20 protein-coding genes are annotated in these 21,780 nt (G+C 63.5%); 5 read left to right on the top strand and 15 right to left on the bottom strand.

From position 1 onward, the window contains the following. Window positions 1-6: 6 nt before the first annotated feature. Window positions 7-1,305: an O-antigen ligase family protein gene (locus ACILRC_RS07865; RefSeq protein ID WP_395668811.1), complete on the top strand. Its 1,299-nt coding sequence runs from the start codon at window positions 7-9 to the stop codon at window positions 1,303-1,305. Continuing rightward, window positions 1,289-3,040, top strand: coding sequence for an ABC transporter transmembrane domain-containing protein (locus tag ACILRC_RS07860; protein ID WP_395668810.1), 1,752 nt, complete (start codon window positions 1,289-1,291; stop codon window positions 3,038-3,040). The genes ACILRC_RS07865 and ACILRC_RS07860 overlap by 17 nt, the downstream gene beginning before the upstream one ends. 62 nt (window positions 3,041-3,102) lie before the next feature. Here the strand turns inward: ACILRC_RS07860 and ACILRC_RS07855 are convergent, their stop codons facing one another. From ACILRC_RS07855 to ACILRC_RS07805, 11 genes are read right to left on the bottom strand one after another with little or no spacing between them, the layout of a single operon-like run. After that, window positions 3,103-4,203 (bottom strand): glycosyltransferase family 9 protein, encoded by a 1,101-nt coding sequence (locus tag ACILRC_RS07855; protein ID WP_395668809.1) that lies wholly within the window; start codon window positions 4,201-4,203, stop codon window positions 3,103-3,105. Next, window positions 4,200-4,970 carry a polysaccharide deacetylase family protein gene (locus ACILRC_RS07850; protein WP_395668808.1) on the bottom strand — a complete coding sequence of 257 codons (771 nt, stop codon included), beginning with the start codon at window positions 4,968-4,970 and terminating at the stop codon, window positions 4,200-4,202. The genes ACILRC_RS07855 and ACILRC_RS07850 overlap by 4 nt, the downstream gene beginning before the upstream one ends. Beyond that, the gene (locus tag ACILRC_RS07845) at window positions 4,967-6,130 is read right to left on the bottom strand and encodes a glycosyltransferase family 4 protein (protein WP_395668807.1); all 1,164 of its coding nucleotides are present in this window, start codon (window positions 6,128-6,130) and stop codon (window positions 4,967-4,969) included. Before ACILRC_RS07845 ends, ACILRC_RS07850 begins: the two co-directional genes overlap by 4 nt. Before the next feature lie 3 nt (window positions 6,131-6,133). After that, a complete protein-coding gene (gene rng, locus ACILRC_RS07840; RefSeq protein WP_395668806.1) occupies window positions 6,134-7,609 on the bottom strand; it encodes a ribonuclease G in 1,476 nt (491 codons plus the stop codon). After that, a complete protein-coding gene (locus tag ACILRC_RS07835) occupies window positions 7,591-8,208 on the bottom strand; it encodes a Maf family protein (RefSeq protein WP_395668805.1) in 618 nt (205 codons plus the stop codon). Before ACILRC_RS07835 ends, rng begins: the two co-directional genes overlap by 19 nt. Window positions 8,209-8,215: 7 nt before the next feature. Continuing rightward, window positions 8,216-8,683, bottom strand: coding sequence for a 23S rRNA (pseudouridine(1915)-N(3))-methyltransferase RlmH (gene rlmH / locus ACILRC_RS07830; protein ID WP_395668804.1), 468 nt, complete (start codon window positions 8,681-8,683; stop codon window positions 8,216-8,218). Between the two features lie 8 nt (window positions 8,684-8,691). Next, entirely contained in the window at window positions 8,692-9,465 is a 774-nt protein-coding gene (gene rsfS / locus ACILRC_RS07825) for a ribosome silencing factor (protein WP_395668803.1), read from the bottom strand. Beyond that, window positions 9,462-10,118 (bottom strand): nicotinate (nicotinamide) nucleotide adenylyltransferase, encoded by a 657-nt coding sequence (gene nadD / locus ACILRC_RS07820; protein WP_395668802.1) that lies wholly within the window; start codon window positions 10,116-10,118, stop codon window positions 9,462-9,464. The genes rsfS and nadD overlap by 4 nt, the downstream gene beginning before the upstream one ends. After that, window positions 10,115-11,035: an oxygen-dependent coproporphyrinogen oxidase gene (gene hemF / locus ACILRC_RS07815; RefSeq protein ID WP_395668801.1), complete on the bottom strand. Its 921-nt coding sequence runs from the start codon at window positions 11,033-11,035 to the stop codon at window positions 10,115-10,117. The genes nadD and hemF overlap by 4 nt, the downstream gene beginning before the upstream one ends. 27 nt (window positions 11,036-11,062) lie before the next feature. Further along, a complete protein-coding gene (gene purD, locus ACILRC_RS07810; RefSeq protein WP_395668800.1) occupies window positions 11,063-12,355 on the bottom strand; it encodes a phosphoribosylamine--glycine ligase in 1,293 nt (430 codons plus the stop codon). A 9-nt stretch (window positions 12,356-12,364) separates the two neighbouring features. Continuing rightward, window positions 12,365-13,084 (bottom strand): YebC/PmpR family DNA-binding transcriptional regulator, encoded by a 720-nt coding sequence (locus ACILRC_RS07805; protein ID WP_395668799.1) that lies wholly within the window; start codon window positions 13,082-13,084, stop codon window positions 12,365-12,367. A gap of 57 nt (window positions 13,085-13,141) precedes the next feature. Between ACILRC_RS07805 and ACILRC_RS07800 the strand changes: the two genes are divergently transcribed. Further along, on the top strand, window positions 13,142-14,710 hold the full coding sequence (locus ACILRC_RS07800) for a helicase HerA-like domain-containing protein (RefSeq protein ID WP_395668798.1): 1,569 nt from the start codon (window positions 13,142-13,144) through the stop codon (window positions 14,708-14,710). Between the two features lie 212 nt (window positions 14,711-14,922). After that, the gene (upp, locus tag ACILRC_RS07795) at window positions 14,923-15,576 is read left to right on the top strand and encodes a uracil phosphoribosyltransferase (RefSeq protein ID WP_395668797.1); all 654 of its coding nucleotides are present in this window, start codon (window positions 14,923-14,925) and stop codon (window positions 15,574-15,576) included. A gap of 75 nt (window positions 15,577-15,651) precedes the next feature. On the opposite strand, the gene ACILRC_RS07790 is transcribed toward upp, so the two are convergent. Continuing rightward, window positions 15,652-17,910 (bottom strand): RelA/SpoT family protein, encoded by a 2,259-nt coding sequence (locus ACILRC_RS07790; protein WP_395668796.1) that lies wholly within the window; start codon window positions 17,908-17,910, stop codon window positions 15,652-15,654. A gap of 30 nt (window positions 17,911-17,940) precedes the next feature. Continuing rightward, a complete protein-coding gene (locus ACILRC_RS07785; RefSeq protein WP_395668795.1) occupies window positions 17,941-18,834 on the bottom strand; it encodes an alpha/beta fold hydrolase in 894 nt (297 codons plus the stop codon). 83 nt (window positions 18,835-18,917) lie between these two features. Between ACILRC_RS07785 and ACILRC_RS07780 the strand changes: the two genes are divergently transcribed. After that, entirely contained in the window at window positions 18,918-19,688 is a 771-nt protein-coding gene (locus ACILRC_RS07780) for a 3-hydroxybutyrate dehydrogenase (protein WP_395668794.1), read from the top strand. 100 nt (window positions 19,689-19,788) lie between these two features. Here the strand turns inward: ACILRC_RS07780 and ACILRC_RS07775 are convergent, their stop codons facing one another. Next, the gene (locus ACILRC_RS07775) at window positions 19,789-21,036 is read right to left on the bottom strand and encodes an MFS transporter (protein WP_395668793.1); all 1,248 of its coding nucleotides are present in this window, start codon (window positions 21,034-21,036) and stop codon (window positions 19,789-19,791) included. A 118-nt stretch (window positions 21,037-21,154) separates the two neighbouring features. Continuing rightward, a partial coding sequence (locus tag ACILRC_RS07770; RefSeq protein WP_395668792.1) for a group II intron maturase-specific domain-containing protein occupies window positions 21,155-21,780 on the bottom strand: 626 nt, incomplete at its 5' end.

Below are 21,780 nucleotides of genomic sequence, written 5' to 3'. Positions count from 1 at the left end.
CCTTACATGTTCCAGTCCCAAGGCGAACACCGCACCCACGACCGATTCGCCACCGCGAGCCTGTGGTTGCTGTGTTTTGTCGCGGTGTCGCCCAGCCTGGGCACGGCGGTGGCGGCCATCGGCCGGTTGGTGCTATACCTGCTGGCCCTGGCGTACCTGTTGTGGTGGGCGCAGCGCGCAACGGCGTCTTGGCGCAGCGCAGCGGACCAGCGCGATTCGGCGCTGCGGCCCGTGACCATCATGGTCTTGCTGGCCTGCGCCTATATGGCTCTCAGTGCCCTCTGGTCTACGGTGCCCATCGAATCCGCGTGGCTGGCGTGGACGCGGCATGCGCGGCTGCTGACCATCCCGGTGGTCTGCTACCTGATTGCCACCAGCGATCGCGGCTTGGTGGTGCTGCGTGCATTCACGCTGGGACAGGTGTTTGTGGTGCTCAGCGCCTGGCTGCTGGTGGTCGGCGTGCGTGCGCCATGGGTCACGGCCAATGGCGCAGACACCACGTATGCGGTGTTTGGCAGCTACTTGGAGCAGTCCATCTCGCAGTCCGTTCTGGCCGCAATACTGTGGTTCCAACGCGATGTCATCTTCGGTCTGCGCGGACGCTGGATTGCCGTGGTGCTCGCGCTTGCTACTCTGTTGCTGACACTAGGCTTTTTGCAAGGCCGAAGCGGCCACCTGGTTGCCTTGGGGCTGGTGAGTTTGGCGTGTCTGCATGCGGTGCCACGCCGTTGGCGCTGGACCACGCTCGCCGTGCCTTTTGTGGCATTTGCTGTGCTGGCGGGAGCATCCGACCATTTCAGAAACCGCATGGTGCTGGTCGTGCACGAAGTACAGGCCTACGCCCAGACCGGCGCCACCAACTCCTCATCGGGCGAGCGCCTGGCGTTTTGGGGTGCGTCGGTGCAAGCCATTGCGCAGCGGCCGTTGCTGGGCTCGGGCGCGGGCAGCTGGAACCACGAATACCTGCGAATCGGCGGGCAGAACGTGCCCCAACCCACCGCTGACAACCCGCACCAACTCTTCCTGCTGTGGGCCGTTGAAGGCGGGCTGCTCGGTCTGGCGCTTTTGTTGGCGGTGTTTTGGTCGCTATGGGCGTATTCCACGCGGATGGAACCGCGCGATGCACACACCTTGCAAGCCATCGCGCTGGCCTTGGCAATCTCTGGCATGTTCAACTCAATGATCTACGGCATAGGCATGGGCGACTTTTTCTGTGTGGGCTTGGGCATCCTGCTAGCCATGCACAAGCACCCACCGCCATCTGCCCTTTACCCACCAGCTCCAAACGATGCAAAAACTCACTGACGACGCATTGGCCAGCATGGGCGTGCTCAAGAGGCTGCGCCGTGTGATGGGCTACTTCACCCAACCGCGGCTGGCTTGGTGGGTGCTGGCACTCTCGGTGGTAGTGGGGTCCGCGCTGGAACCCACCATACCCGCGCTGCTCAAGCCACTTCTGGACGACGGTTTCCAATCCCAAACGCTGGACCTGTGGATGATTCCAGTCGCGGTGATTGCCCTGTTCACCCTGCGCTCAAGTGCGTCCTTCTTGTCGGATGTGGCGCTTGCCAAGATCGCCCAAACCAGTTTGCACAGCCTGCGAAAAAAGATGTTTGACTGCATCAGCGTTGCCGAACTCGACCTGTACCGCAAACAACCCGCCACTGCACTGGCCAACACCATTGTTTTCGAAGCCACCAACGGTGCAGTGCTGCTGCTGCAGTCCATCACCACGGTCGTCAAGGACAGCCTCTCGCTGCTGGCCTTGGTGTGCTATTTGCTGTACCTGAACTGGCAACTCACCCTGATCGTGTTGGTCATCTTCCCGATGGTTGCGTGGGCCATGCGCTTGCTGGCCAAACGCCTCTACAGCCTCACCAAAGCCTCGCAAGCCACCATCGATAAGCTGGCTTATGTGGTGGAAGAGAACGTGCTGGCCCACAAGGAAATCCGCATCCAGCACGCACAGGCCCAGCAACAAGAGCGCTTCCACATCGTCAACAGCCTGCTGCAAAAGCTGGCCATGAAATCCGCCATCGCGGGCTCGGCGGTGGCGCCCATCACCAACTTTTTCGGCTCGATCGCGCTCTCGGCGGTCATCACCGTGGCCATTGTGCAAAGCCAGTCCAGCGCGCTCTCGGCAGGCGGTTTTGTGGCATTCGTGACTGCCATGCTGATGCTGATTGCACCGATCAAACACCTCTCGGAGGTCTCCAGCACCATCACCCGTGGCGTGGTCGCAGCCGAGCGTGCCATCGCCTTGGTCGAGAGCGTCGTGCCTGAGCGAGGCGGCAGCTTTTGCAAACCGCATTGCGACGGCCACATCACCTTCCAGGGTGTGGGTGTGCGCTACCCCGAAGCCACCAGCAACGCACTCAGCAGCATCCACCTAACCATTGCGCCGGGGCAGTTCGTCGCCCTCGTGGGGCTGTCGGGCTCCGGCAAAACCACCCTGGCGAACCTGCTACCGCGGTTTGTTGATTGCACCGAGGGCCAGGTCTTGCTTGACGGCGTTGACCTGCGCGAATGGGATGTGTACTGCCTGCGCCAGCAGTTTGCGCTGGTAGGCCAAAACGTGGTGATGCTCAACGACACGGTGCTGCACAACGTAGCCTTGGGCCAGCCTCTGGACCGTGAACGTGCCCACGCTGCATTGGTAGCGGCCAACCTCTCCGAGCGCGTTGCAGCATTGCCACAGGGCATGGACACGGTGCTGGGCCACAACGCCAGCTTGCTGTCGGGTGGTGAGCGCCAGCGCCTGGCCATCGCCAGGGCGATCTACAAAGACGCGCCCATTTTGATTCTGGACGAGGCCACCTCGGCGCTGGACACCGATACCGACAGCTTGGTGCAGGCCGCGCTGCGCACCGCGATGGCGGGGCGCACCACCATCGCGATCGCCCACCGGCTGAGCACTATTCGCGATGCCGACACCATTCACGTCTTACAGCACGGCCGCATCTTGCAAAGCGGCAACCACGATGCCTTGATCGCCCAAGGCGGGGCGTATGAGGACTTCATACGACTCAGCCACGCGTGATGCAAGTAGCACCCGCGCCACGTTCACTCCGAGATCAACCTAGTTTTGCGCTGTTTTTGCGCTCACAGCGCACGCGGCGCATGCCGCAGCAGACGCAGTGCAGTGGCAGCGAACTCGGCCGGTTGCGGAAGCACCATACAGGCCATGTCCTCGGCGTGGTGGTAGGACGGCGGCGTCGCAAAGTTAAACCAGCACAAGGTCGGCACGCCCAGGCCCACAGCCATGTGGTACGGGCCTGAGTCGCTAGAGACCACCAAATCCGCCTGCTGCAATAGGCCTGTAAGAGCGTCCAGGGACAGCGTGCCCGACCAATCCGCCACCTCGCAACCCGACGGTGGCCCCACGGCGTGGCCGGCTTGCCGCAAGGCTTGGGTAAACAGCACGGCGAACTCCGTGTTCACTGCGCCTTCGAAGGCAGCTCCGGACAGGTGCAAATCAAACGGCTCCAGCGCATACAAGGCCACGCAGCAGTCCACCAGCGCCGAGAGTTGTGGGCGCTTGACCAACGCATCCGCCGTTCCGCACCCAATGTTGAGCACCACGGCTTTCCTGCCGGGCCGCGCAATCGGGTGGGCGTTACGCCAAGCGCGGCCCTCGGGGCCGCTATGCAACAGGATGCGCTGGCCACCACGGGCCAGGCCCAGTGCGGCCAACACGACAAAGTCTCGCTCGGTGTAATCCATCTGCCGTTCCAGCCCATGCAGAGCGCGGTAACGGTGGGTGGAAGGCGCTGCTAAATCGTAGAAAAGCCGCCGCAGCGGGAACTGCGCAATACCCACCGAACGCGCGCCCTTGCGCTTGGCAATCCAGCGGGTGAGCCACGCGGTCTTGATGCCACTGGATTCGAAGTCAATCACCCAATCGATATTCAGACCCTGCAGTGCCTGCGCAGTTGCAGCGCAGACCGCCGACAGAGGCAAACTGCGCTGCGGGCCGCTACCCGGATCGCCGGTCTTGACGGTCACAAAGTGCGCACTTGCCAGCAGGTGGTGGCCCCGAATGAAGGCCTCCGAGGGGTAGCCCGCATGCTTGCTCAACATCAGCAAGTGCAGCTTCACCCCCGGCCAGCGCGCGTGCAGCACCGCCCACGCTGCGGAGCTGCGCAACAGGTCGCCGATGCCCATGCTGTGCGACTTGATTAGCAGGATGTTCTTGGGGTTCAAGGCTGGTTGCCCGGCGGTGCGCAGCGGGCAGCGCTGCGCCTGCGGTCCTCGTAGCGGGTGAAACACTTGAGCAGCAAATGCAGCACGGTGGTCGTTCGGCTGACCAAGACGCGCGGCAGGTCCCACATGCCAATGGAGGGCGATATCCAGGCCCTGCCTCGCTCGGTGGTGGTGGCACCTGCGTAGCCACTGGTACGTACCGCCTGCAGTGTGTCTGCGGTGTATTCGCCATACGGGTAACAAAAGTGCCGCACGCCGCCTGCTTGGCGCAGTACAGACTCCAAGTGGGTTTTGGAAACAGCAATTTCCTGCAGCTGTTGCGCGCTGGAGAGCTCGGGCAGGTGGGCATGGGTCAGCGTGTGCGAGCCCACCTCTTGGCCGCCATCGATCCACTGCTGCAGTTGCGTGGCGTCCATCAAGCGGGCGGGCGCCACTCCCAAAACGGCATCCCAGCGGTTGTGCTGGCCCACCAAATCAGCCACCACATAACAGGTCGATGTGAATCCAAATCGCCGCAGCACCGGCAGGGCATGCTCCAGGTTGTTGGCGTAGCCGTCATCGAACGTGATGCCAAACACCCGACCGCGTCGCGTACCTTGTAGGTAGGGCTCCAATTCACCCATGGACAGACCACGGTAGCCCAAGGCCCATAGCACGGCCATATGCCAAAAGAAAGTGCGAGGTGCCACCACCAGGCCCCGCATCGCACTGCCCTTGGGCGCTGCGACTTCGATCTGGTGGTACATCAGGATCGGTATGGCTTTCACGGGTCGGACTCCGCGACGATGGCCTCGAAAATCTGTTGGTGGTGCCGTGCGACTTGGGGCCAGGCGTGGGCTCGGGCAAAGGCTGCCCCCTGTTGCCCAAGCTGCTGCGCCAGTGCAGGGTCTGCCAGCAAGGTGGCCACCGCATCCTGCAGCGCCAGCGCATCACCGGGTTGGCCCAGCAGCCACGCATGTTGCAGGTGCCTGAGGTCCGATGCAATCCCGCAGTACGGCAGTGCACTGACCACCACCGGCAGACCGTAAGCAAATGCCTCCAGCACCACCATACCGTAGGCGTCCTGCAAGGTGGGGTGGACCAGGATGTCGCAGGCGCAGTACGCGGCTTGCATGTCCTGCTGCGACCCCAGGAAAAACACCCGCTGCGCTACACCTGAGGCGCTGGCCAGTGCCGCCACGGCCTCACGCTGCCCCGCCCGGCTGACCACCGCCAGCGACACCGTTGCCGGCAACTTCGCCAGGGCTTGCAGCAGCGTAGGCAGGCCCTTTTTGCGAATGTCGTTGCCCACAAACAAAAGGCAGCTGCCCTGATCCGGCAAGCCCAAGCGCTGGCGCGCGGCCAGACGCACTTCGGGCGTGGTTGCCGCTGATGGCAGCGCCACACCGGGCGTCACCACGTCCAGGGCTGGGCGCACGCCGGGAAAGGCCTGCAGCATGGATTGCCGCAGTGCCTCGGACACCGCCACCACCCGACGCCCTGGGATCGGGTTGAAGCGGCATTTCTCCAGCCACAGATAACTCATCAAACGCAGACTCGTGGCCACCCTGAGGTACGACTTGGCCAGCGCCAGCCCAGCCTTGCCGAAGAAAAGGCTGTGCCGCACCGGCAGCACATGCACGGTTTGCAGATTGCCGTGCCACACGTTCTCGTGCGAGTGCACGACATCAAAGCCTTTGCGGGTCGCCCACCATGTGGCAAGGGAAAAACCCAGCTGGTTGATCCAACGGGGCCGATGCAGATGGAAGCCAAGGCGGTGGTAAGTCACGCCCTGCCATTGGTGGTCGATGTGTTGTGCGAAGACATGCACCTCGTGCTGCGCTGCGATTTGCTCCACCAAAGCGATCGCATAACGCTCCGCCCCGCCGCCGGTGCGAACGAAATGGCGACTGAGCACCGCAATGCGCAGGCGTTTTCCAGCGAACATGGGCTACAGCAGCACGATGTCGTATTGCTCCTGGGCCATGGCAGCCTCGCTTTGCAATGACACCGGCTTTCCAATGAACTCGCTCAAGCCTGCAAGGTGCTGGCTTTCTTCGTCCAGAAAAAGTTCCACCACCTTGGGCGAAGCCACGATGCGGAACTCTCGGGGATTGAACTGGCGCGCTTCCCGCAGTATCTCGCGCAGGATGTCATAGGCCACGCTGCGCGCGGTCTTGACCACGCCTTTGCCATCGCACACGGCACAGGGCTCGCACAGCATGTGGGCCAACGACTCGCGGGTGCGCTTGCGCGTCATCTCTACCAGACCCAGCTGCGAGAAGGTGCCGGCCATGGTCTTGACTCGGTCGCGCGCGAGCTGCTTTCTGAATTCGGCCAGCACCGCATCGCGGTGGTCCTCGCGCGCCATGTCAATGAAGTCGACGATGATGATGCCGCCCAGGTTGCGCAGGCGCAGTTGCCGCGCAATGGCCTGAGCCGCCTCCAGGTTCGTCTTGAAAATCGTGTCGTCGAAATTGCGCGCGCCCACGTAGGCACCGGTATTGACGTCCACCGTGGTCAGCGCCTCGGTCTGGTCCACGATCAGGTAGCCACCAGACTTGAGGTCGACGCGGCGTGCCAGCGCTTTGGCAATTTCTTCGTCGATCGCGTACAGATCAAAAATCGGCCGCTCGCCCTTGTAGTGCTGCAATTTGCCCGCAGCCAAAGGCATGAACTCTTGGCCAAACGCCAACAGCGCGTCGAATTGCTCGCGCGAGTCGACGCGAATGGTCTGAGTGGTTTCCACCACCAGATCGCGCAACACCCGCTGCAGCAAACTCAGGTCTTGGTGCAGCAAGCTCATGGGAGGCAGCCGCGTAGACGCGGACTTGACACGGGCCCAAGCCTTGCGCAGGTAGGCAATGTCTTCGGCCAGCTCGGCATCGCTGGCATCCTCGCCATTGGTGCGCAAAATGAATCCGCCACCTGCCGACCCAGCCAGCTCCAGCAAGCGGGAGCGCAAGCTCTCGCGCTGTGCAGCGGGAATCCGCTGCGACACGCCCATGTGGTCGTCTTGCGGCAAAAACACCAGCAAGCGCCCCGCGATGCTTACTTGCGTGGACAACCGCGCGCCCTTGGTACCTATCGGGTCTTTGATGACCTGCACCATCAACGCCTGACCCTCGAACACCTGCTTCTCAATCGGCACCATTGCATGCGCAGCCTTGGCAGCGCTAATGGTTTCGCCCTCTTGGGGCGGGTGCCAGACATCGGCCACATGCAGGAAGGCTGCGCGCTCCAAACCAATGTCCACAAAGGCCGACTGCATGCCGGGCAGCACCCGCACCACCTTACCCAAATACACGTTGCCAACCAAGCCTCGCTCCAGCGTGCGCTCCACGTGCAACTCCTGCACAGCGCCGTTCTCGACGATCGCAACCCGCGTCTCCTGCGGCGACCAGTTGATCAGGATGTCTTGGTGCATCGTGCCAGGTCCAGTTGCGCAAGCAGCGTGGCGGTTTCGAACAAGGGCAAACCCATGATCCCAGTGTAACTACCGGACATGCGGGTGATGAAGGCAGCAGCAGCCCCTTGCACCGCATAGGCACCGGCCTTGCCCATCGGCTCGCCACTGGCAACATACGCGTCAATCTGGGCCGCATCCATGGGCGCAAACGTGACTCGGGATTCGCACAGCGCGCGCCAGTGTTGCTCTTCCAACGCCAGAGCCACCGCCGTCAGCACCCGGTGGGTGGCGCCTGCAAGCTGGCCCAGCATGCGCGCGGCGTCGGCAGCGTCTTGTGGTTTGCCATACAAGGTGCGCCCCAGGGCCACAGTGGTGTCGGCACACAGCACGGGCGCTGGGGGCAAGCCGCGTTGCACCCTGCGCCGCAACGCGGCTTGCAGTTTCAAGTCGGTGACCCGGCGCACATAGGCTGCGGGTGCCTCCTTGGGCAGCGGTTCTTCCAATGCCTCGGCATTCTCTTCGGGGTCGGCCACCAACAACTCGTGCGCAACGCCCAACTGGGTCAGCAGCTGGCTGCGCCTGGGACTTTGCGATGCAAGGTAAATGAAGGCGGGCATGCAGGGGCTACTCGCGGTGGTAAGGATGTTTGGCCTGGATCGACCAGGCGCGGTAGAGCTGCTCAATCAGCAGCACCCGCGCGAACGCGTGGGGCAAGGTCAAGTCGGACAAGCGGATGCGCTCGTGGGCCGCTTGGCGAAAGGCCGGTTCCAAGCCGTCGGGGCCGCCGATCACCAAGGCCACGTCGCCGCCACCTAGCTGCCAATCACTGAGTCGACCGGCCAACGCCATGGTGGTCAGGCTGGTCCCGCGCTCATCCAAAGCCACGATACGGCTGCCTTTCGGAATGGCGGCCTCGATGCGCGCGCGCTCGGCGGCATAGATCGTGTCCAAGGTTTTGGAACCACGGGTTTCGGTTTTGACCGCCTTGAGGTCGATCTTGATCTCGTGCGGGAAGCGCTTGGCGTAATCGTCCCACGCCGTCTGGGCCCAGTCGGGCACCCGCTGGCCTACCGCAACAATGCACAGGCGCACAAGCGACTTCAGGCTTTGCGAGCGGTCGCCTTCTTGGCAGGCGCGCTTTTCATTGCAGGCTTGGTAGCGGGTTGCGTCGCAGTCTTCTTGGGCGCAGCCGCAGATGGCTTGGCAATGCGCGACGGAGCCGCTTGCGTTGCTACCCGCTTGGACGGCACGGACTTGGCGGGTGCGGACTTTGTGACAGCCGTCTTGGCCGCTGGTGCTTTCGGACTCGCGGACTTTGCTGTGGCGGGCTTTGCTCCCGCAGAACCGGTGGCAGCCGACTTAGCGGCCATGTTTTTCTTGACCTGCGCCTTGGACGGGAACGCCTCGGCCACGCCTTTCTTGGCGGCGCTGGCGCGCTTAAGCGTGGTGGGGGCTTTCTCTTTGGTGCCCACCGCGGCCGCCTTGGCCGGCACTACTGGCTTGGCCGCACCGAGCTTGAGGCGCACTGGGCGCTCGCCCCACAGCTCTTCAAGGTGGTAGTACTGGCGGAAGTTGGGCTGCATGATGTGGACCACCGCCTGGGCGCAATCCACAATGATCCACTCGCCATTGCCCTCGCCCTCCATGCGCGGCTTGGGAAAACCGGCTTCACGGACCGCGTCACGCACGCTGGAGGCCAAGGCCTTGGTTTGCCGGTTGGAGCTTCCCGAAGCGATGATGACCCGCTCGAACAAGGCCGACAGGTGCTCGGTGTCAAACACCACCACGTCCACCGCCTTCACGTTTTCCAGCCCGTCGACGATGGCGCGCTGCAGTTTTTGGATGTCTTTTTTGGCAACAGGGGAAGTGGTCATCGGTCAGCTTGGTAAAGGTGGTGGTTTTCAATATAACGCGCAACTGGTTCGGACACCCACTGCGTGATGGGGTGGTGCATCCCAGCATGGTGGCGCACTTCGGTTGCGCTCAATTCCATAGGGGGCAGGTCGATCTGGATGCAATCTGGAATCGAAAGCGATTCCAAATCGGCCAACCGGCTGTCGCTTGTGGACTCGGCAGACCCCGGGTATCCGTGCGATGAACCGGGGCGCGAAGCGACGCAAATTGTAGCGGTGCGTACCACCTCATCCCAACGCTGCCACCTCGGCAAGGCCAGGGCCTGGTCTTGGCCAATCAGCAGGTACAGGTGGGCGTGGGGATTCTCGGCTTGAATCTCCAACAGCGTATCCGCGGTGTAACTGGGGCCTGTGCGGCGGGTCTCGCGGTCATCGACCTGCACGTTGGGAACCTCGGCAAACGCAAGTGCGCACATGGCCAGGCGGTGCTGAGCATCGCTGAGCGCACGCGCCTTGTGCCAGGCCAAGCCGGTGGGCACCACCCGCAGGCTGTCTAGGCTGAGCTGTTGCACTGCCGCACACGCCAAGGCCACGTGGGCGCGGTGTGGCGGATCGAAGGCACCGCCAAAAACGCCAATGCGCGGCACCGCGCGCTGCGGTGCCAGGGCATTCACACCCAATCCCGGCGCACCAAAAAACGCTCGTACAGCGCAGCCTCGGGCGTGCCCGCGGCGGGCACGTTTTGGTAGGACCAACTGGCGTACGGCGGCATGGACAGCAAAATCGACTCGGTGCGCCCGCCGGACTGCAGTCCAAAGTGGGTGCCGCGGTCCCACACCAAGTTGAACTCCACATAGCGGCCACGGCGGTAGAGCTGAAAGTTGCGCTCGCGCTCGGTGTACGGCGTGTCTTTGCGGCGCTCCACGATCGGCAGGTAGGCCGTCAAAAAGGCGTCGCCCACCGCCTGCAGCATGGCAAAGCTGCGGTCTTGGCCCAGCTCGGAAAAATCGTCAAAAAACACGCCGCCAATGCCACGCGGCTCGTTGCGGTGCTTGAGAAAAAAGTATTCGTCGCACCAGGTTTTGAAGCGCGGGTACTTGTCGTCGCCGAATTCGCTCAACGCATCGCGGCAGGTGCGGTGGAAATGCGCCGCGTCCTCCTCAAAACCGTAGATGGGTGTGAGATCCATGCCGCCGCCAAACCAACACACTTCGCGGCCATCCGGCGCCTTGGCGGCCAGCATGCGCACGTTCATGTGCACCGTGGGCGCATAAGGGTTGCGGGGATGGAACACCAGAGAGACGCCCATGGCCTCGAAGGGCGCACCCGCAAGCTCGGGTCGGTGTTGGGTTGCGCTGGGCGGCAGCTTGGGGCCACGCACATGCGAGAAGCCGCAACCAGCGCGCTCAAACACCGCGCCGTCTTCCAGAATCTGGGTGATGCCATTGCCCTGGAGCATCTCGCCAGGCGGCTTCTCCCAGGCGTCCACCAAAAAGGTGCCGCCGTCGATCTTGGCAATGGCACCCGTGAGGCGGCTTTGCAAGTCCAGCAGGTAGCTGCGAACGTGGCTTGGGGTGGCGTATGGAGTCATGGATTCGGTCGGTAGAAGGTGGGCGGCTCAGCCCTTGAGCGCCCGGTGGCCGATGTCGGTGCGGTATTGCAAGCCATCGAAATGGATACCCTGCACCACCTGGTAGGCGCGCTGCTGGGCTTGGCGCACACCATCGGCCAGAGCGGTCACGCACAGCACACGCCCCCCAGATGTCACCAACTGCCCGTCGCGCTGCGCGCTTGCCGCATGGAACACCACCGCATCGTCGGCATCCGCTGGCAGTCCGGTGATGGCGTCGCCCTTGCGCGGCTGGGCCGGGTAACCGGCTGCGGCCAACACCACGCCCAAGGCGGTGCGCCGGTCCCACTGAAGTTCGATCTCATCAAGCTTGCCGTGCGGACCAGGCGCGGTGGCAGCCAAAAGCACTTCGAGCAAATCGGTCTTGAGCCGCATCAGGATGGGCTGGGTCTCTGGGTCGCCCATGCGGCAGTTGAATTCCAGCGTCTTGGGCTGGCCCTGGGCGTCGATCATCAAGCCGGCGTAGAGAAAACCGGTGTAGCCCATGCCGTCTTTGTCCATGCCCCGGATGGTGGGCAAGATCACCTCGCGCATCGCGCGGGCGTGGATTTCGGGCGTCACGATGGGTGCCGGGGAGTACGCGCCCATGCCGCCGGTGTTGGGGCCGCGGTCGCCGTCACCCAGGCGTTTGTGGTCTTGACTAGTCGCCAGCGGGAGCACATTCTTGCCATCGCATAGAACGATGAAGCTGGCCTCTTCGCCTTCCAAAAACTCCTCAATGACTACGCGCGCACCGCCGGCGTTGTGCACCACGTCGGCAGCGTTGTTTTGCAGCATGAAGTCGATCGCCGCGTGCGCCTCTTCCAAGCTGGCGGCCACCACCACGCCCTTGCCTGCTGCCAAGCCGTCGGCTTTCACCACAATGGGGGCACCGCGTTCTTGCACATAGGCATGGGCAGCTTGCGCGTCAGAAAACGTCGCGAAAGCCGCGGTGGGGATGCCGTGGCGCTGCATAAAGGCCTTGGAAAAAGCCTTGGAACTCTCCAACTGCGCCGCCGCCTGGGTGGGGCCAAAGATGCGCAAGCCGTGGGCACGGAACTCGTCAACGATGCCCGCCGCCAGGGGCCCCTCGGGGCCAACCACGGTCAGGCCGATCTTGTTGTTTTGCGCCCAGTGGCGCAGCTCCACGAGGTCGGTGATGGGCAAGTTCTTCAGGCGCGCGTCCAGCGCGGTGCCGCCGTTGCCAGGCGCCACGTACACCATTTGCACCTTGGGCGACTGGGCCAGTTTCCACGCCAAAGCATGTTCACGCCCGCCGCCGCCTACAACCAAAATATTCATGTCGGCTTTCTACAGGGCAGCGTTGTGGTAAACGTCCTGGGTGTCGTCCAGGTCTTCGATGACGTCGAGCAGCTTTTGCATGCGCAGCGCGTCGTCGCCACTGAGTTCAATGGTGTTTTCGGCCCGCATGGTCACGCCAGCGATCTCGGCGTGCAAACCAGCAGCCTCCAGAGCGGCTTTGACTGCCTCGAAGTCAGCGGGCGCGGTCAGGACTTCAATGGCGCCGTCCTCGTCGGTCACCACGTCGTCGGCACCGGCTTCCAAAGCCAGCTCCATGACCTTGTCTTCGCTGGTACCGGGTGCGTACACCAGCTGGCCGCAGTGCTTGAACTGGAAGGCCACCGACCCTTCCGTGCCCATGTTGCCGCCGTACTTGCTCAAAGCGTGGCGCACCTCTGCCACAGTGCGCACTCGGTTATCGGTCATGGTGTCGATGATGATGGCCGCGCCGCCGATGCCATAGCCCTCGTAACGGATCTCTTCGTAGCTCACGCCTTCGGCGTTGCCGGTGGCCTTGTCGATGTTGTACTTAACCCGGTCTGCGGGCATGTTGGCGGCCTTGGCCTTCTCAACGGCCAAGCGCAAACGGGGGTTGGCGCTGAGGTCGGCGCCGCCTGCGCGGGCCGCTACCGTTATTTCGCGCACGATGCGGGTCCAGATCTTTCCGCGCTTCTCGTCCTGGCGCCCTTTGCGGTGCTGGATGTTCGCCCATTTGCTGTGTCCTGCCACGTGCTGCCCTCTAAAATTGGTTAACTTAGCGGCAGGATTGTACTTTTCGGGAGTCCCATGGCATCGATTCAGGACGAGGGCATCCTCATCGCCCAGCGCACCGCAGGCGGGCAAGGCATCCAGTGTTTTTTGCGCCCAGACAAGGCCAACCGCCACGGGCTGATCACCGGCGCCACTGGCACCGGCAAAACCATCACGCTGCAAAGCTTGGCTGAGGGTTTTTCCAACCTGGGCGTGCCAGTGTTCTTGGCTGACATCAAAGGCGACCTGACCGGGCTGTCGCAGCCTGGCGCCTTGGGCGACAAACTGGGCAAGGTGATCACAGAGCGGGGGCTGCCCACACCGGCGTTCTCTGCCTTTCCCACCACGGTGTGGGATGTGTTTGGCCAGCAAGGCCACCCGGTGCGCGCCACGGTGAGCGACTTGGGGCCCTTGCTGCTGTCGCGCATGCTCAACCTCAACGAAACCCAGGCGGGTGTGCTGCAACTGGTGTTCAAGATCGCCGATGACGATGGATTGATGCTCCTGGACATGAAGGACCTGCGCGCCATGTGCCAGCATGTGGGCGACAACGCGTCGAGCTACACCACCGAGTACGGCAACATCAGCGCCGCCAGCATCGGCGCCATCCAGCGCGGCCTGATGCAGATCGAAAGCCAAGGCGGTGACCGCTTTTTTGGCGAACCGATGCTCAACATCGCCGACTTCATGCAAACCGACAGCCGCTACCCCGGCGCCAACGGCCAAGCCAAGGGCGTCATCAACGTGCTGGCTGCCGACGCACTGATGAACGCGCCGCGCCTGTACGCCACTTTTTTGCTCTGGATGCTCAGCGAGCTGTTTGAAACCCTGCCCGAAGTGGGCGACCTAGAAAAGCCCAAGCTGGTGTTCTTTTTTGACGAAGCCCATCTGCTCTTCAATGACGCGCCCAAGGTGCTGGTGGAGCGCATCGAGCTGGTGGTGCGACTGGTGCGCTCCAAAGGGGTGGGCATTTTTTTTGTCACCCAAAATCCTTTGGACATCCCCGACACCGTGTTGGCCCAGCTTGGCAACCGGGTGCAGCACGCGCTGCGCGCCTTCACCCCGCGCGACCAAAAGGCGGTCAAGGCGGCGGCCGAGACCATGCGGGCCAACCCCGGACTGGACGTGGCTACGGCCATCACCGAGCTGGGCGTGGGCGAGGCCCTGGTCAGCCTGCTGGACGACAAGGGCCGCCCCACCCTCACCGAGCGCGTGTACGTGTTGCCGCCCGCCAGCCAGATTGGCCCCATCACGGCAGCCCAGCGCCAAGAGCTTCTTGCCCAGTCCATGGTCGCAGGGGTGTACGAACAGGCGCTCGACCGGGCTTCCGCCTACGAGGCGCTGCGCGGTGCCGCGCCTGCCCCGGCGCCGTCGGGCCGCACCCCCAGCGCCACCCCAGGCCGCGAGCAGCCGACCGATCAGGGCACGGACCAGCGCGGTGTGCTCGATGGCTTGGGTGATCTGCTCGGCGGTGGCACCGGGCGCAAGCGCGCAAGCGTCGGCGAGCAGCTCATGAAGAGTGCCGCCAGCGCCATCGGGCGCGAAGTGGGCCGCCAGATCATTCGGGGTGTGCTGGGCGGCATCTTTGGCGGCTCCCGGCGCTAGGCCCCGCAGCGGCGCTGGCGACGCCACCTTGGGGCAGTGCTGCCAACGTGCAGCCTTGGGGTTGCGTTGCACAGGCGGCTGCGTCGTTGCCGCAGCGAAGTCGCCTGACCACGGACCACTGCCCGAGAAAGCGGCTGGCTTGCGGTAGAGTTTGGCGTCTGGGCCGCCCCGGGCCATCTTTTTGCACACCACCCCCACGAAAGCCTGCATCCATGATCCCCATCAACAGCGCCGCACGCGCCAACGTGCACCTCATCTCCCACCCCTTGGTGCAGCACAAACTGACCTTGATGCGCAACAAGGAGGCCAGCACCAACAGTTTTCGCCGCTTGCTGGGCGAGCTCAGCAGCCTGATGGCGTATGAAGTGTGCCGCGACATGGCGCTGCAAGACGTGCAAATCGAAACGCCGCTGGAGACCATGACCGGCCAGATGATCGACGGCAAGAAGCTGGTGTTCGTCAGCATCTTGCGGGCGGGCAACGGCATCTTGGATGGCGTGCTGTCGGTGGTGCCGGGCGCACGGGTCGGCCACATCGGGCTGTACCGCGACCCGAAGACCCTGCAAGCGGTGGAGTACTACTTCAAGATGCCCAAAAACATGGAAGAGCGCGACATCGTGGTGGTCGACCCGATGCTGGCCACCGGCAACTCGGCGGCGGCTGCGGTCACCCGGCTCAAGGCGTGCCGGCCCAAGTCGATCAAATTCCTGTGCCTGCTGACCTGCCCCGAGGGCATCAACACCATGTACCAGGCGCACCCGGATGTGCCGATCTTCACCGCCGCGATCGACCGCGAGCTCAACGACCACGGCTACATCCTGCCGGGCTTGGGCGATGCGGGGGACCGGATTTTTGGTACGCAATAGGCACCGCACGCTTCAGCGGCAACGCAACGGTAGCGCGAGGGTTTCGCAAACTGGGCGCGGATGCGGATGCCGCGCCTAACGCCGGCGGGCTTGGCGCACCCCGCCCAGCTCGCTCACCGTCGTTAACACTTTGGACAACCTGCCCGAGTCGGACACTTCGACAGTGAACGTCATCCACGCAATCCCCCTCACCGACTGCGTCTGCACGCCAATCACATTCATTTTTTCCTTGGCGAACACCTCGGAGATGTCGCGCAGCAGGCCCTGGCGGTCGACAGCCTCCACCGCCACATCCACGGGGTAGACGCTGGCGCTGTCACCGGCGGCGTTGCCCCAGGCCACGTCGATGCAGCGCTCGCCGCTGCGCTGCACCATGTTTCGCAGGTTGGAGCAGTCGGCCCGGTGCACGCTGACGCCCTTGCCCCGCGTCACAAAACCGGCAATCAAGTCAGGCGGGGCGGGTTTGCAGCACTTGGCCAGCTGTGTCATCAGCGAGTCGATGCCCACCACCAGCACCCCCGCCTTACCCGACGAACCCGGCGCGCGTGGCTTTTTGAGCAGCACCGCGTCACCTTCCGCCGGCACAGGCTCGGGCGGGCGCAACACCATCTCGATACTGCGCAAGGAGAACTCGTCCTTGCCCACCACCTCAAACAAATCGTCGGCTGAATCAAAGCCGAGCTGGGCCGCCAAATCGTCGAGCTTGATGGCCGTCTTGCCCTCGCGCTGCAGCAGCTTTTCGACCGCGTCGCGGCCCTTGGAGACGGTCTCGCCCATGGCCAGCGCATTGAACCAGGCGCGCACCTTGGCACGCGCGCGATGACTCACCAGGTAGCCCAAGTCGGGGTTGAGCCAATCGCGCGAGGGCCCGCCCTCCTTCACCGCCGTCACCTCCACCGTCTGGCCGTTTTTGAGTGGCGTGTTCAGCGGCACCATCGCGCCGTCCACCTTGGCGCCGCGGCAACGGTGCCCCAGGGTGGTATGGACGCTGTAAGCAAAGTCCACCGGCGTAGCGCCGTGCGGCAGGTCCACGATGGCCGCGTCGGGGGTGAGCACATAAATACGGTCGTCCAGCACACCCTCCCCGGACGCGGGCGCACTGCCCTCGCCGTCCGAACCGTCGCCGCGCGAGAGGTCGCGCTCCCAGGCGAGCAGCTGGCGCAACACCGCAATCTTGGCGTCGTATTCGCCCGTGGCCGACACGCCCGCGTAGCCCTTGGTGCCAGCTTCTTTGTAAGCCCAGTGCGCAGCCACACCGTGCTCGGCATGGGCGTGCATGGCTTGGGTGCGCACCTGCACTTCAATGGCTTGTGCCTGCGCGTCACGCACCACCGTGTGCAACGACTGGTAGCCGTTGCCTTTGGGGCGGGCGATGTAGTCATCAAACTCGGCGGTGATGGGGGCGAAGCGGCTGTGTACCCAACTCAATGCCGCATAGCAATCGGACACGCTGGGCACCACGATGCGCAGCGCACGGATGTCGTAGACCTGGTCAAAGCCCAGTGACTTGCCGCGCATTTTTTTGACGATGCTGTAGATATGCTTGGGTCGCCCCTGCACGGTGGCCGCAATGCCCTGCGCCGCCAGCTCATCGGCCAGTTGGCTGCGCAGCGCCTCGACCGAGGCCTCGCGCTCGGCGCGCTTTTCGTCCAACAAAACGGCAACCTGGCGGTAGGTGTCGGGCTCCAGAAAGCGAAAGGACAAGTCCTCGAGTTCCCACTTGACCTCCCAAATGCCCAGCCGGTTGGCCAGCGGAGCAAACACCTGCAGCGACTCGCTGGCCAAGCCAACAGGCACTGGCAACTTGGTGGCCGCGAAGTGGCGCAAGGTTTGCAAGCGCGACGCCAAGCGCAGCAACACCACCCGCAGGTCGCGTGAAAAGGCCAGCAGCATCTTGCGCACGCTCTCGGTCTGCGCCGCTGCGGTCTGCGCCATCGGCGCGGGTAAACCGGCGTGGCTGGCGGCGTTTTGCGCCAGCCGGGCCATGCGCTGCACCCGCACCAGCTTGGTGGTCTCCAGCGCCAAGTTGGCAAAGCTCTCGCCAAAGGCCTTGGCGATGACCTCTTGCGGTCGGTTCAAGTGCTCGCAGGCGTAGACCAGGTAGCTTGCGGCCTGCATGGCCTGTGAGCCGCCGATGCCGCGCAGGATGTCGGCCACCGCATCGGCATGGGCCAGCACGTTTTCACCGGTGTCGAGTGTTTCGCTGGCGAGCAGGGGTTCTGCGAACGCGCGCGCCCGTTCCAAGGCGTCGGCCGGCTCCGCTGGGCCTTGGCTGGTCGCGGCGACCCAATCGGAAGGAAGGCCACGGGCCTGCTCAGCGGGGTTACGCTTCATGTAAGGGTGCTAGCGACCACGCTGCGCGCCTCAGGGAAGCAGAAAGTCCAGCACCACCTGCTGCTGGTCGTCGGCGATCAGCGTGGGCGCATGACCGACGCCGGCAAACTCCACCAAACGCGCTTTCGGTCCACGCTGGCACATCAGCTGCGCAGTCTGCACGGAGAGCAAATCGGACTGCGCGCCGCGCAGCAGCAGGGTTTGCGCCGTGATGCTGTCGTACACCTGCCACAGCAAGGCCTCGCCTTGGGCCGCAGCCTCTTGGGTGACGGCCTTGAACGGCAGCGCAATCGCCGGGTCGTAGTGCAGCACCACGCCAGGTGCACCGTCGGCGCGGGGTTTGACCATGTGGGTCGACAAGGCCAGCCACTGCTGCGGCGTATGGGGTCCAAAGCCAGTGGACACCGACCACATGGCGTCGGCTGCGGCCTGCAGGGAATCAAACGCCATGGTGCGGCCCAAGTAGCTGCCGATGCGTACCAGGGATTGCCATTCAATGACAGGTCCTACATCGTTTAGCACCAGCCGCCGCACGCTCGCGCCGACGGCTTTGGCGTGGGCGGCCACCGCCATGCCAATCAAGCCGCCCATGCTGGTGCCCACCCAGTCCAGCGTTCGTGGCTTGAGATGCGCCAGCAGCGCCAGCATGTCTGCCGCATAAGCGGGCACTTGGTAGCCCTGGGGGTCGACCAGCCAATCGCTCTGGCCACGCCCCACCACGTCGGGGCAAACCACATGCAACGCACCACCTGCGCGCGCTAGCAGCGACTGGGCCAACACATCGAAGTCACGCCCCTGTCGGGTGAGCCCATGCACGCACACCACCGTGTGCTCGGCCTGCGCGTCGCCCCACGACCAGTACGCCATGCGATGGCCCGTGCCAGTGTCGGGGCACGGAATGTGATGCAGCGTGGGTTGGGTCATGGCGTTGGGGCTGTGTGAAGCGGGGGTGTTTGATAATGGCAGCATCGTAAATCAACCCCTCACCCACCTAGAAAGATCCTCCCATGCTCAAAGGTAAAACCGCGCTTGTTACTGGCTCCACCAGCGGAATTGGTCTGGGCATTGCCAAGGCACTGGCCGCGCAGGGTGCCGACATCGTGCTCAATGGTTTTGGCGACGTAGAGGGACCCAAGGCGGAGGTCGCGGCGCTGGGTGTGCGGGTGGACTACCACGGTGCCGACATGTCCAAGCCGGGCGAGATCGAGGAGATGGTGCGCTACGCACAAAGCCAATTTGGAGGCGTCGATATCCTGGTGAACAACGCGGGCATCCAGCATGTGGCCCGCATTGAGCAGTTCCCGGTCGAGCGCTGGGACGCCATCCTCGCCATCAACCTATCCAGCGTCTTCCGTGCCACCCGCGCCGCCCTGCCCGTGATGCAGGCCAAGAACTGGGGCCGCATCATCAATGTGGCGTCAGTCCACGGTTTGGTGGGCTCGGCGGAAAAGTCCGCCTATGTGGCAGCCAAGCATGGTGTGGTGGGCCTGACCAAAGTAACCGCCTTGGAGAACGCCACCAGCGGCGTGACCTGCAACGCCATCTGCCCCGGCTGGGTGCTCACCCCGCTGGTACAAAAACAGGTGGACGCCAAAGCGGCGGCGCTGGGCATTTCCAACGAAGAAGCCACCAAGCGGCTGCTGGGCGAAAAAGAGCCGTCGATGCAATTCACCACACCGCAGGAGCTGGGTGCCCTGGCAGTCTTTTTGTGCTCCAGTGCGGCCGACAACATCCGCGGTGCGGCATGGAATATGGACGGGGGTTGGTTGGCGCAGTAGGTCGCGCTGCGACCTAAGGAGCTGTGCTTACTGCGATCAATCCGTCAGATCGAGGCGCCAAGTTAGGCAGCAGCGCATTGCCTTGGCGCTGAGCTGCGATTCATGCAGCGCGGGTACGCTGCCCCACGCCCAATGCAACCACCACGCTCAGCAGCAGTATCAGGGCCGCGCCCAGCAAAGTCGCCCCGTACCAGCCCCGGTCCATCAGCACACCGAACACCAGCGGCGATATCGCAAAGCCGGTGTCCAGCCCCGAATAGACCAGCCCGTACACCCGGCCGGTGGCGCCCTTGGGAGTGGCCTTTTTGATCATCATGTCGCGCGACGGGCCCCCAATGCCGACTGCAAAGCCGGTGGCGGCCAAGACTACCATGGTCGCATTGGCACCCAGCACGCCTGCACCGCACAGGGCCAATAGCACCGCGCCTGCCGACATGGCCCAGGCAACCACCTTGTCGCTGTTGGCAACCCGCGCCGCGACAAAACCACCGATCAACATGCCGAGCGCGCCGCACAGCATGTAGCCCGTCAGGGTGAGGGTCGCAGCCTCAAAGCTCACGCCGTGCATGGCCTTGAGGATGGAGACTGCAAAGCTTTGCACCACCGCCAGCGTCATGGTGGAGAGCAAAAAGAAACCAAAACACCACCACACCACCGGCAGCTTCATGAACGCCATGTCGTGCTCCGGGTTGGTACCAGCGGCGCTGGGTACACGCCGCGCCACTTGGGTGCTGAGTTGGTCGCGGTGCAGCACCAGCACGGCCAGCACCAGCAGGTACACCACGGCCGCCGCTAGGTAGGCAGTGCGCCAACCGAAGGCCAAACTGAAGGAGGCAAAAAACACCGGAGCCGCTGCCCACCCCAAATTGCCGGTGAGTCCATGGGCGCTGAAGGCGTAACCCAAGCGCGGCCCTGACACCCGCTGGTTGAGGATGGTGAAGTCCACCGGATGAAAGGTGGCGTTACCCATGCCGGCCAGCGCCGCCACCGCCAGCAAGCCCGCGTAGCCGGTGACCAAAGACGCTGCAACACAGGCCAAGGCAAACACCGACACTGCCAAAAACAACAAGGGCCGCGCGCCCAGTCGGTCCACTACAAAGCCCGAAAACGCCTGTCCCACGCCCGAGACCACAAAAAAAGTGGTCATCAGCAAGCCCAACTCCGAATAGCTCAGGCCAAACTCTTTCATGAACACCGGGAACATCAGCGGCAGCAGCAGGTGCCCAAAGTGCGAACTGGCGTGCGCCAAGCCGACCAGCCCGATCACTTTGGCGTCTTGCTGCAGCGGAACGGTTGCGCCAGCGTTGGCGGTGGGGGCGGTGGCAGAAGTGGAGGGTAGGGACACCATCTTTCGATGATATCCCCCCCTAAGAACCGTACATGCGAGTTTCCCAGCATACGGCTCACGCACGACCACCGGCTACACAGCGTCAACAGGTTGCATAACCCTCGACCGCTTCACCAGATTAAAGTCCCCGTGCTGGGACCGGCTTGATAACCTTCAAACCTAGGGCGTGGACACGCCTGTGACAAATCGGGTGCAGCAGCACCCGATTGGAGAGAGCATCGCTCCCGCCTAGCTGCCGATAGACGATATGGTGGTCGTCCATGTTCTCATCAGCCATGTCGATATCTTGCTCACAGTGAGCGCACTCACCACCCTGGTCGAACCACAGCGAGGCCCTTTGTGCGCTCCAGATGGAGTTACCCATCCGTTGCACCCTCAGCTTCTCGCCGTAGGCCTCCCAGTCGGGATGGAAGGGGTTGTAGTCCCCCTTCACTTTGACGTGGCGAACGATTTTCATGTCCGCCAAGCAATACAGCGGCAGCGGTATTCTTTCGTCACTCCCAAACGGGTCGTCCCGCAATCCCGCGAACTGGCGGCGTGAGCCACACTGTTTCCAGTAATGCTCGTACACCCAGCCCGACGTCTTGCGGGGGTGCCTGCGCAGACCCCAGCGCATTAATCTCCAATAGATTTGGTGATCGACTTTGCTGAATGTCTGCTTTGCAACCGTTCCCCGGTGGTACTGAGCCCAGCCCATGAGGACTGGGTTCAGGCGCTTTATCAGCGTTTCTGTTGGAACCGACA

It is taken from the genome of Rhodoferax sp. (assembly GCF_044236835.1).
Classification (GTDB): domain Bacteria; phylum Pseudomonadota; class Gammaproteobacteria; order Burkholderiales; family Burkholderiaceae_C; genus Allorhodoferax.
Note: the sequence above shows the minus strand (reverse complement) of the source record. Positions and strands in the feature narration are given on the sequence as shown.

Coding starts and splice junctions, on each gene's coding strand:
- ACILRC_RS07865 (WP_395668811.1), top strand. CDS start 7: ATGTTCCAGTCCCAAGGCGAACACCGCACCCACGACCGATTCGCCACC.
- ACILRC_RS07860 (WP_395668810.1), top strand. CDS start 1,289: ATGCAAAAACTCACTGACGACGCATTGGCCAGCATGGGCGTGCTCAAG.
- ACILRC_RS07845 (WP_395668807.1), bottom strand. CDS start 6,130: ATGTTCGCTGGAAAACGCCTGCGCATTGCGGTGCTCAGTCGCCATTTC.
- rng (WP_395668806.1), bottom strand. CDS start 7,609: ATGCACCAAGACATCCTGATCAACTGGTCGCCGCAGGAGACGCGGGTT.
- ACILRC_RS07835 (WP_395668805.1), bottom strand. CDS start 8,208: ATGCCCGCCTTCATTTACCTTGCATCGCAAAGTCCCAGGCGCAGCCAG.
- rsfS (WP_395668803.1), bottom strand. CDS start 9,465: ATGACCACTTCCCCTGTTGCCAAAAAAGACATCCAAAAACTGCAGCGC.
- hemF (WP_395668801.1), bottom strand. CDS start 11,035: ATGACTCCATACGCCACCCCAAGCCACGTTCGCAGCTACCTGCTGGAC.
- purD (WP_395668800.1), bottom strand. CDS start 12,355: ATGAATATTTTGGTTGTAGGCGGCGGCGGGCGTGAACATGCTTTGGCG.
- ACILRC_RS07800 (WP_395668798.1), top strand. CDS start 13,142: ATGGCATCGATTCAGGACGAGGGCATCCTCATCGCCCAGCGCACCGCA.
- upp (WP_395668797.1), top strand. CDS start 14,923: ATGATCCCCATCAACAGCGCCGCACGCGCCAACGTGCACCTCATCTCC.
- ACILRC_RS07790 (WP_395668796.1), bottom strand. CDS start 17,910: ATGAAGCGTAACCCCGCTGAGCAGGCCCGTGGCCTTCCTTCCGATTGG.
- ACILRC_RS07785 (WP_395668795.1), bottom strand. CDS start 18,834: ATGACCCAACCCACGCTGCATCACATTCCGTGCCCCGACACTGGCACG.
- ACILRC_RS07780 (WP_395668794.1), top strand. CDS start 18,918: ATGCTCAAAGGTAAAACCGCGCTTGTTACTGGCTCCACCAGCGGAATT.
- ACILRC_RS07775 (WP_395668793.1), bottom strand. CDS start 21,036: ATGGTGTCCCTACCCTCCACTTCTGCCACCGCCCCCACCGCCAACGCT.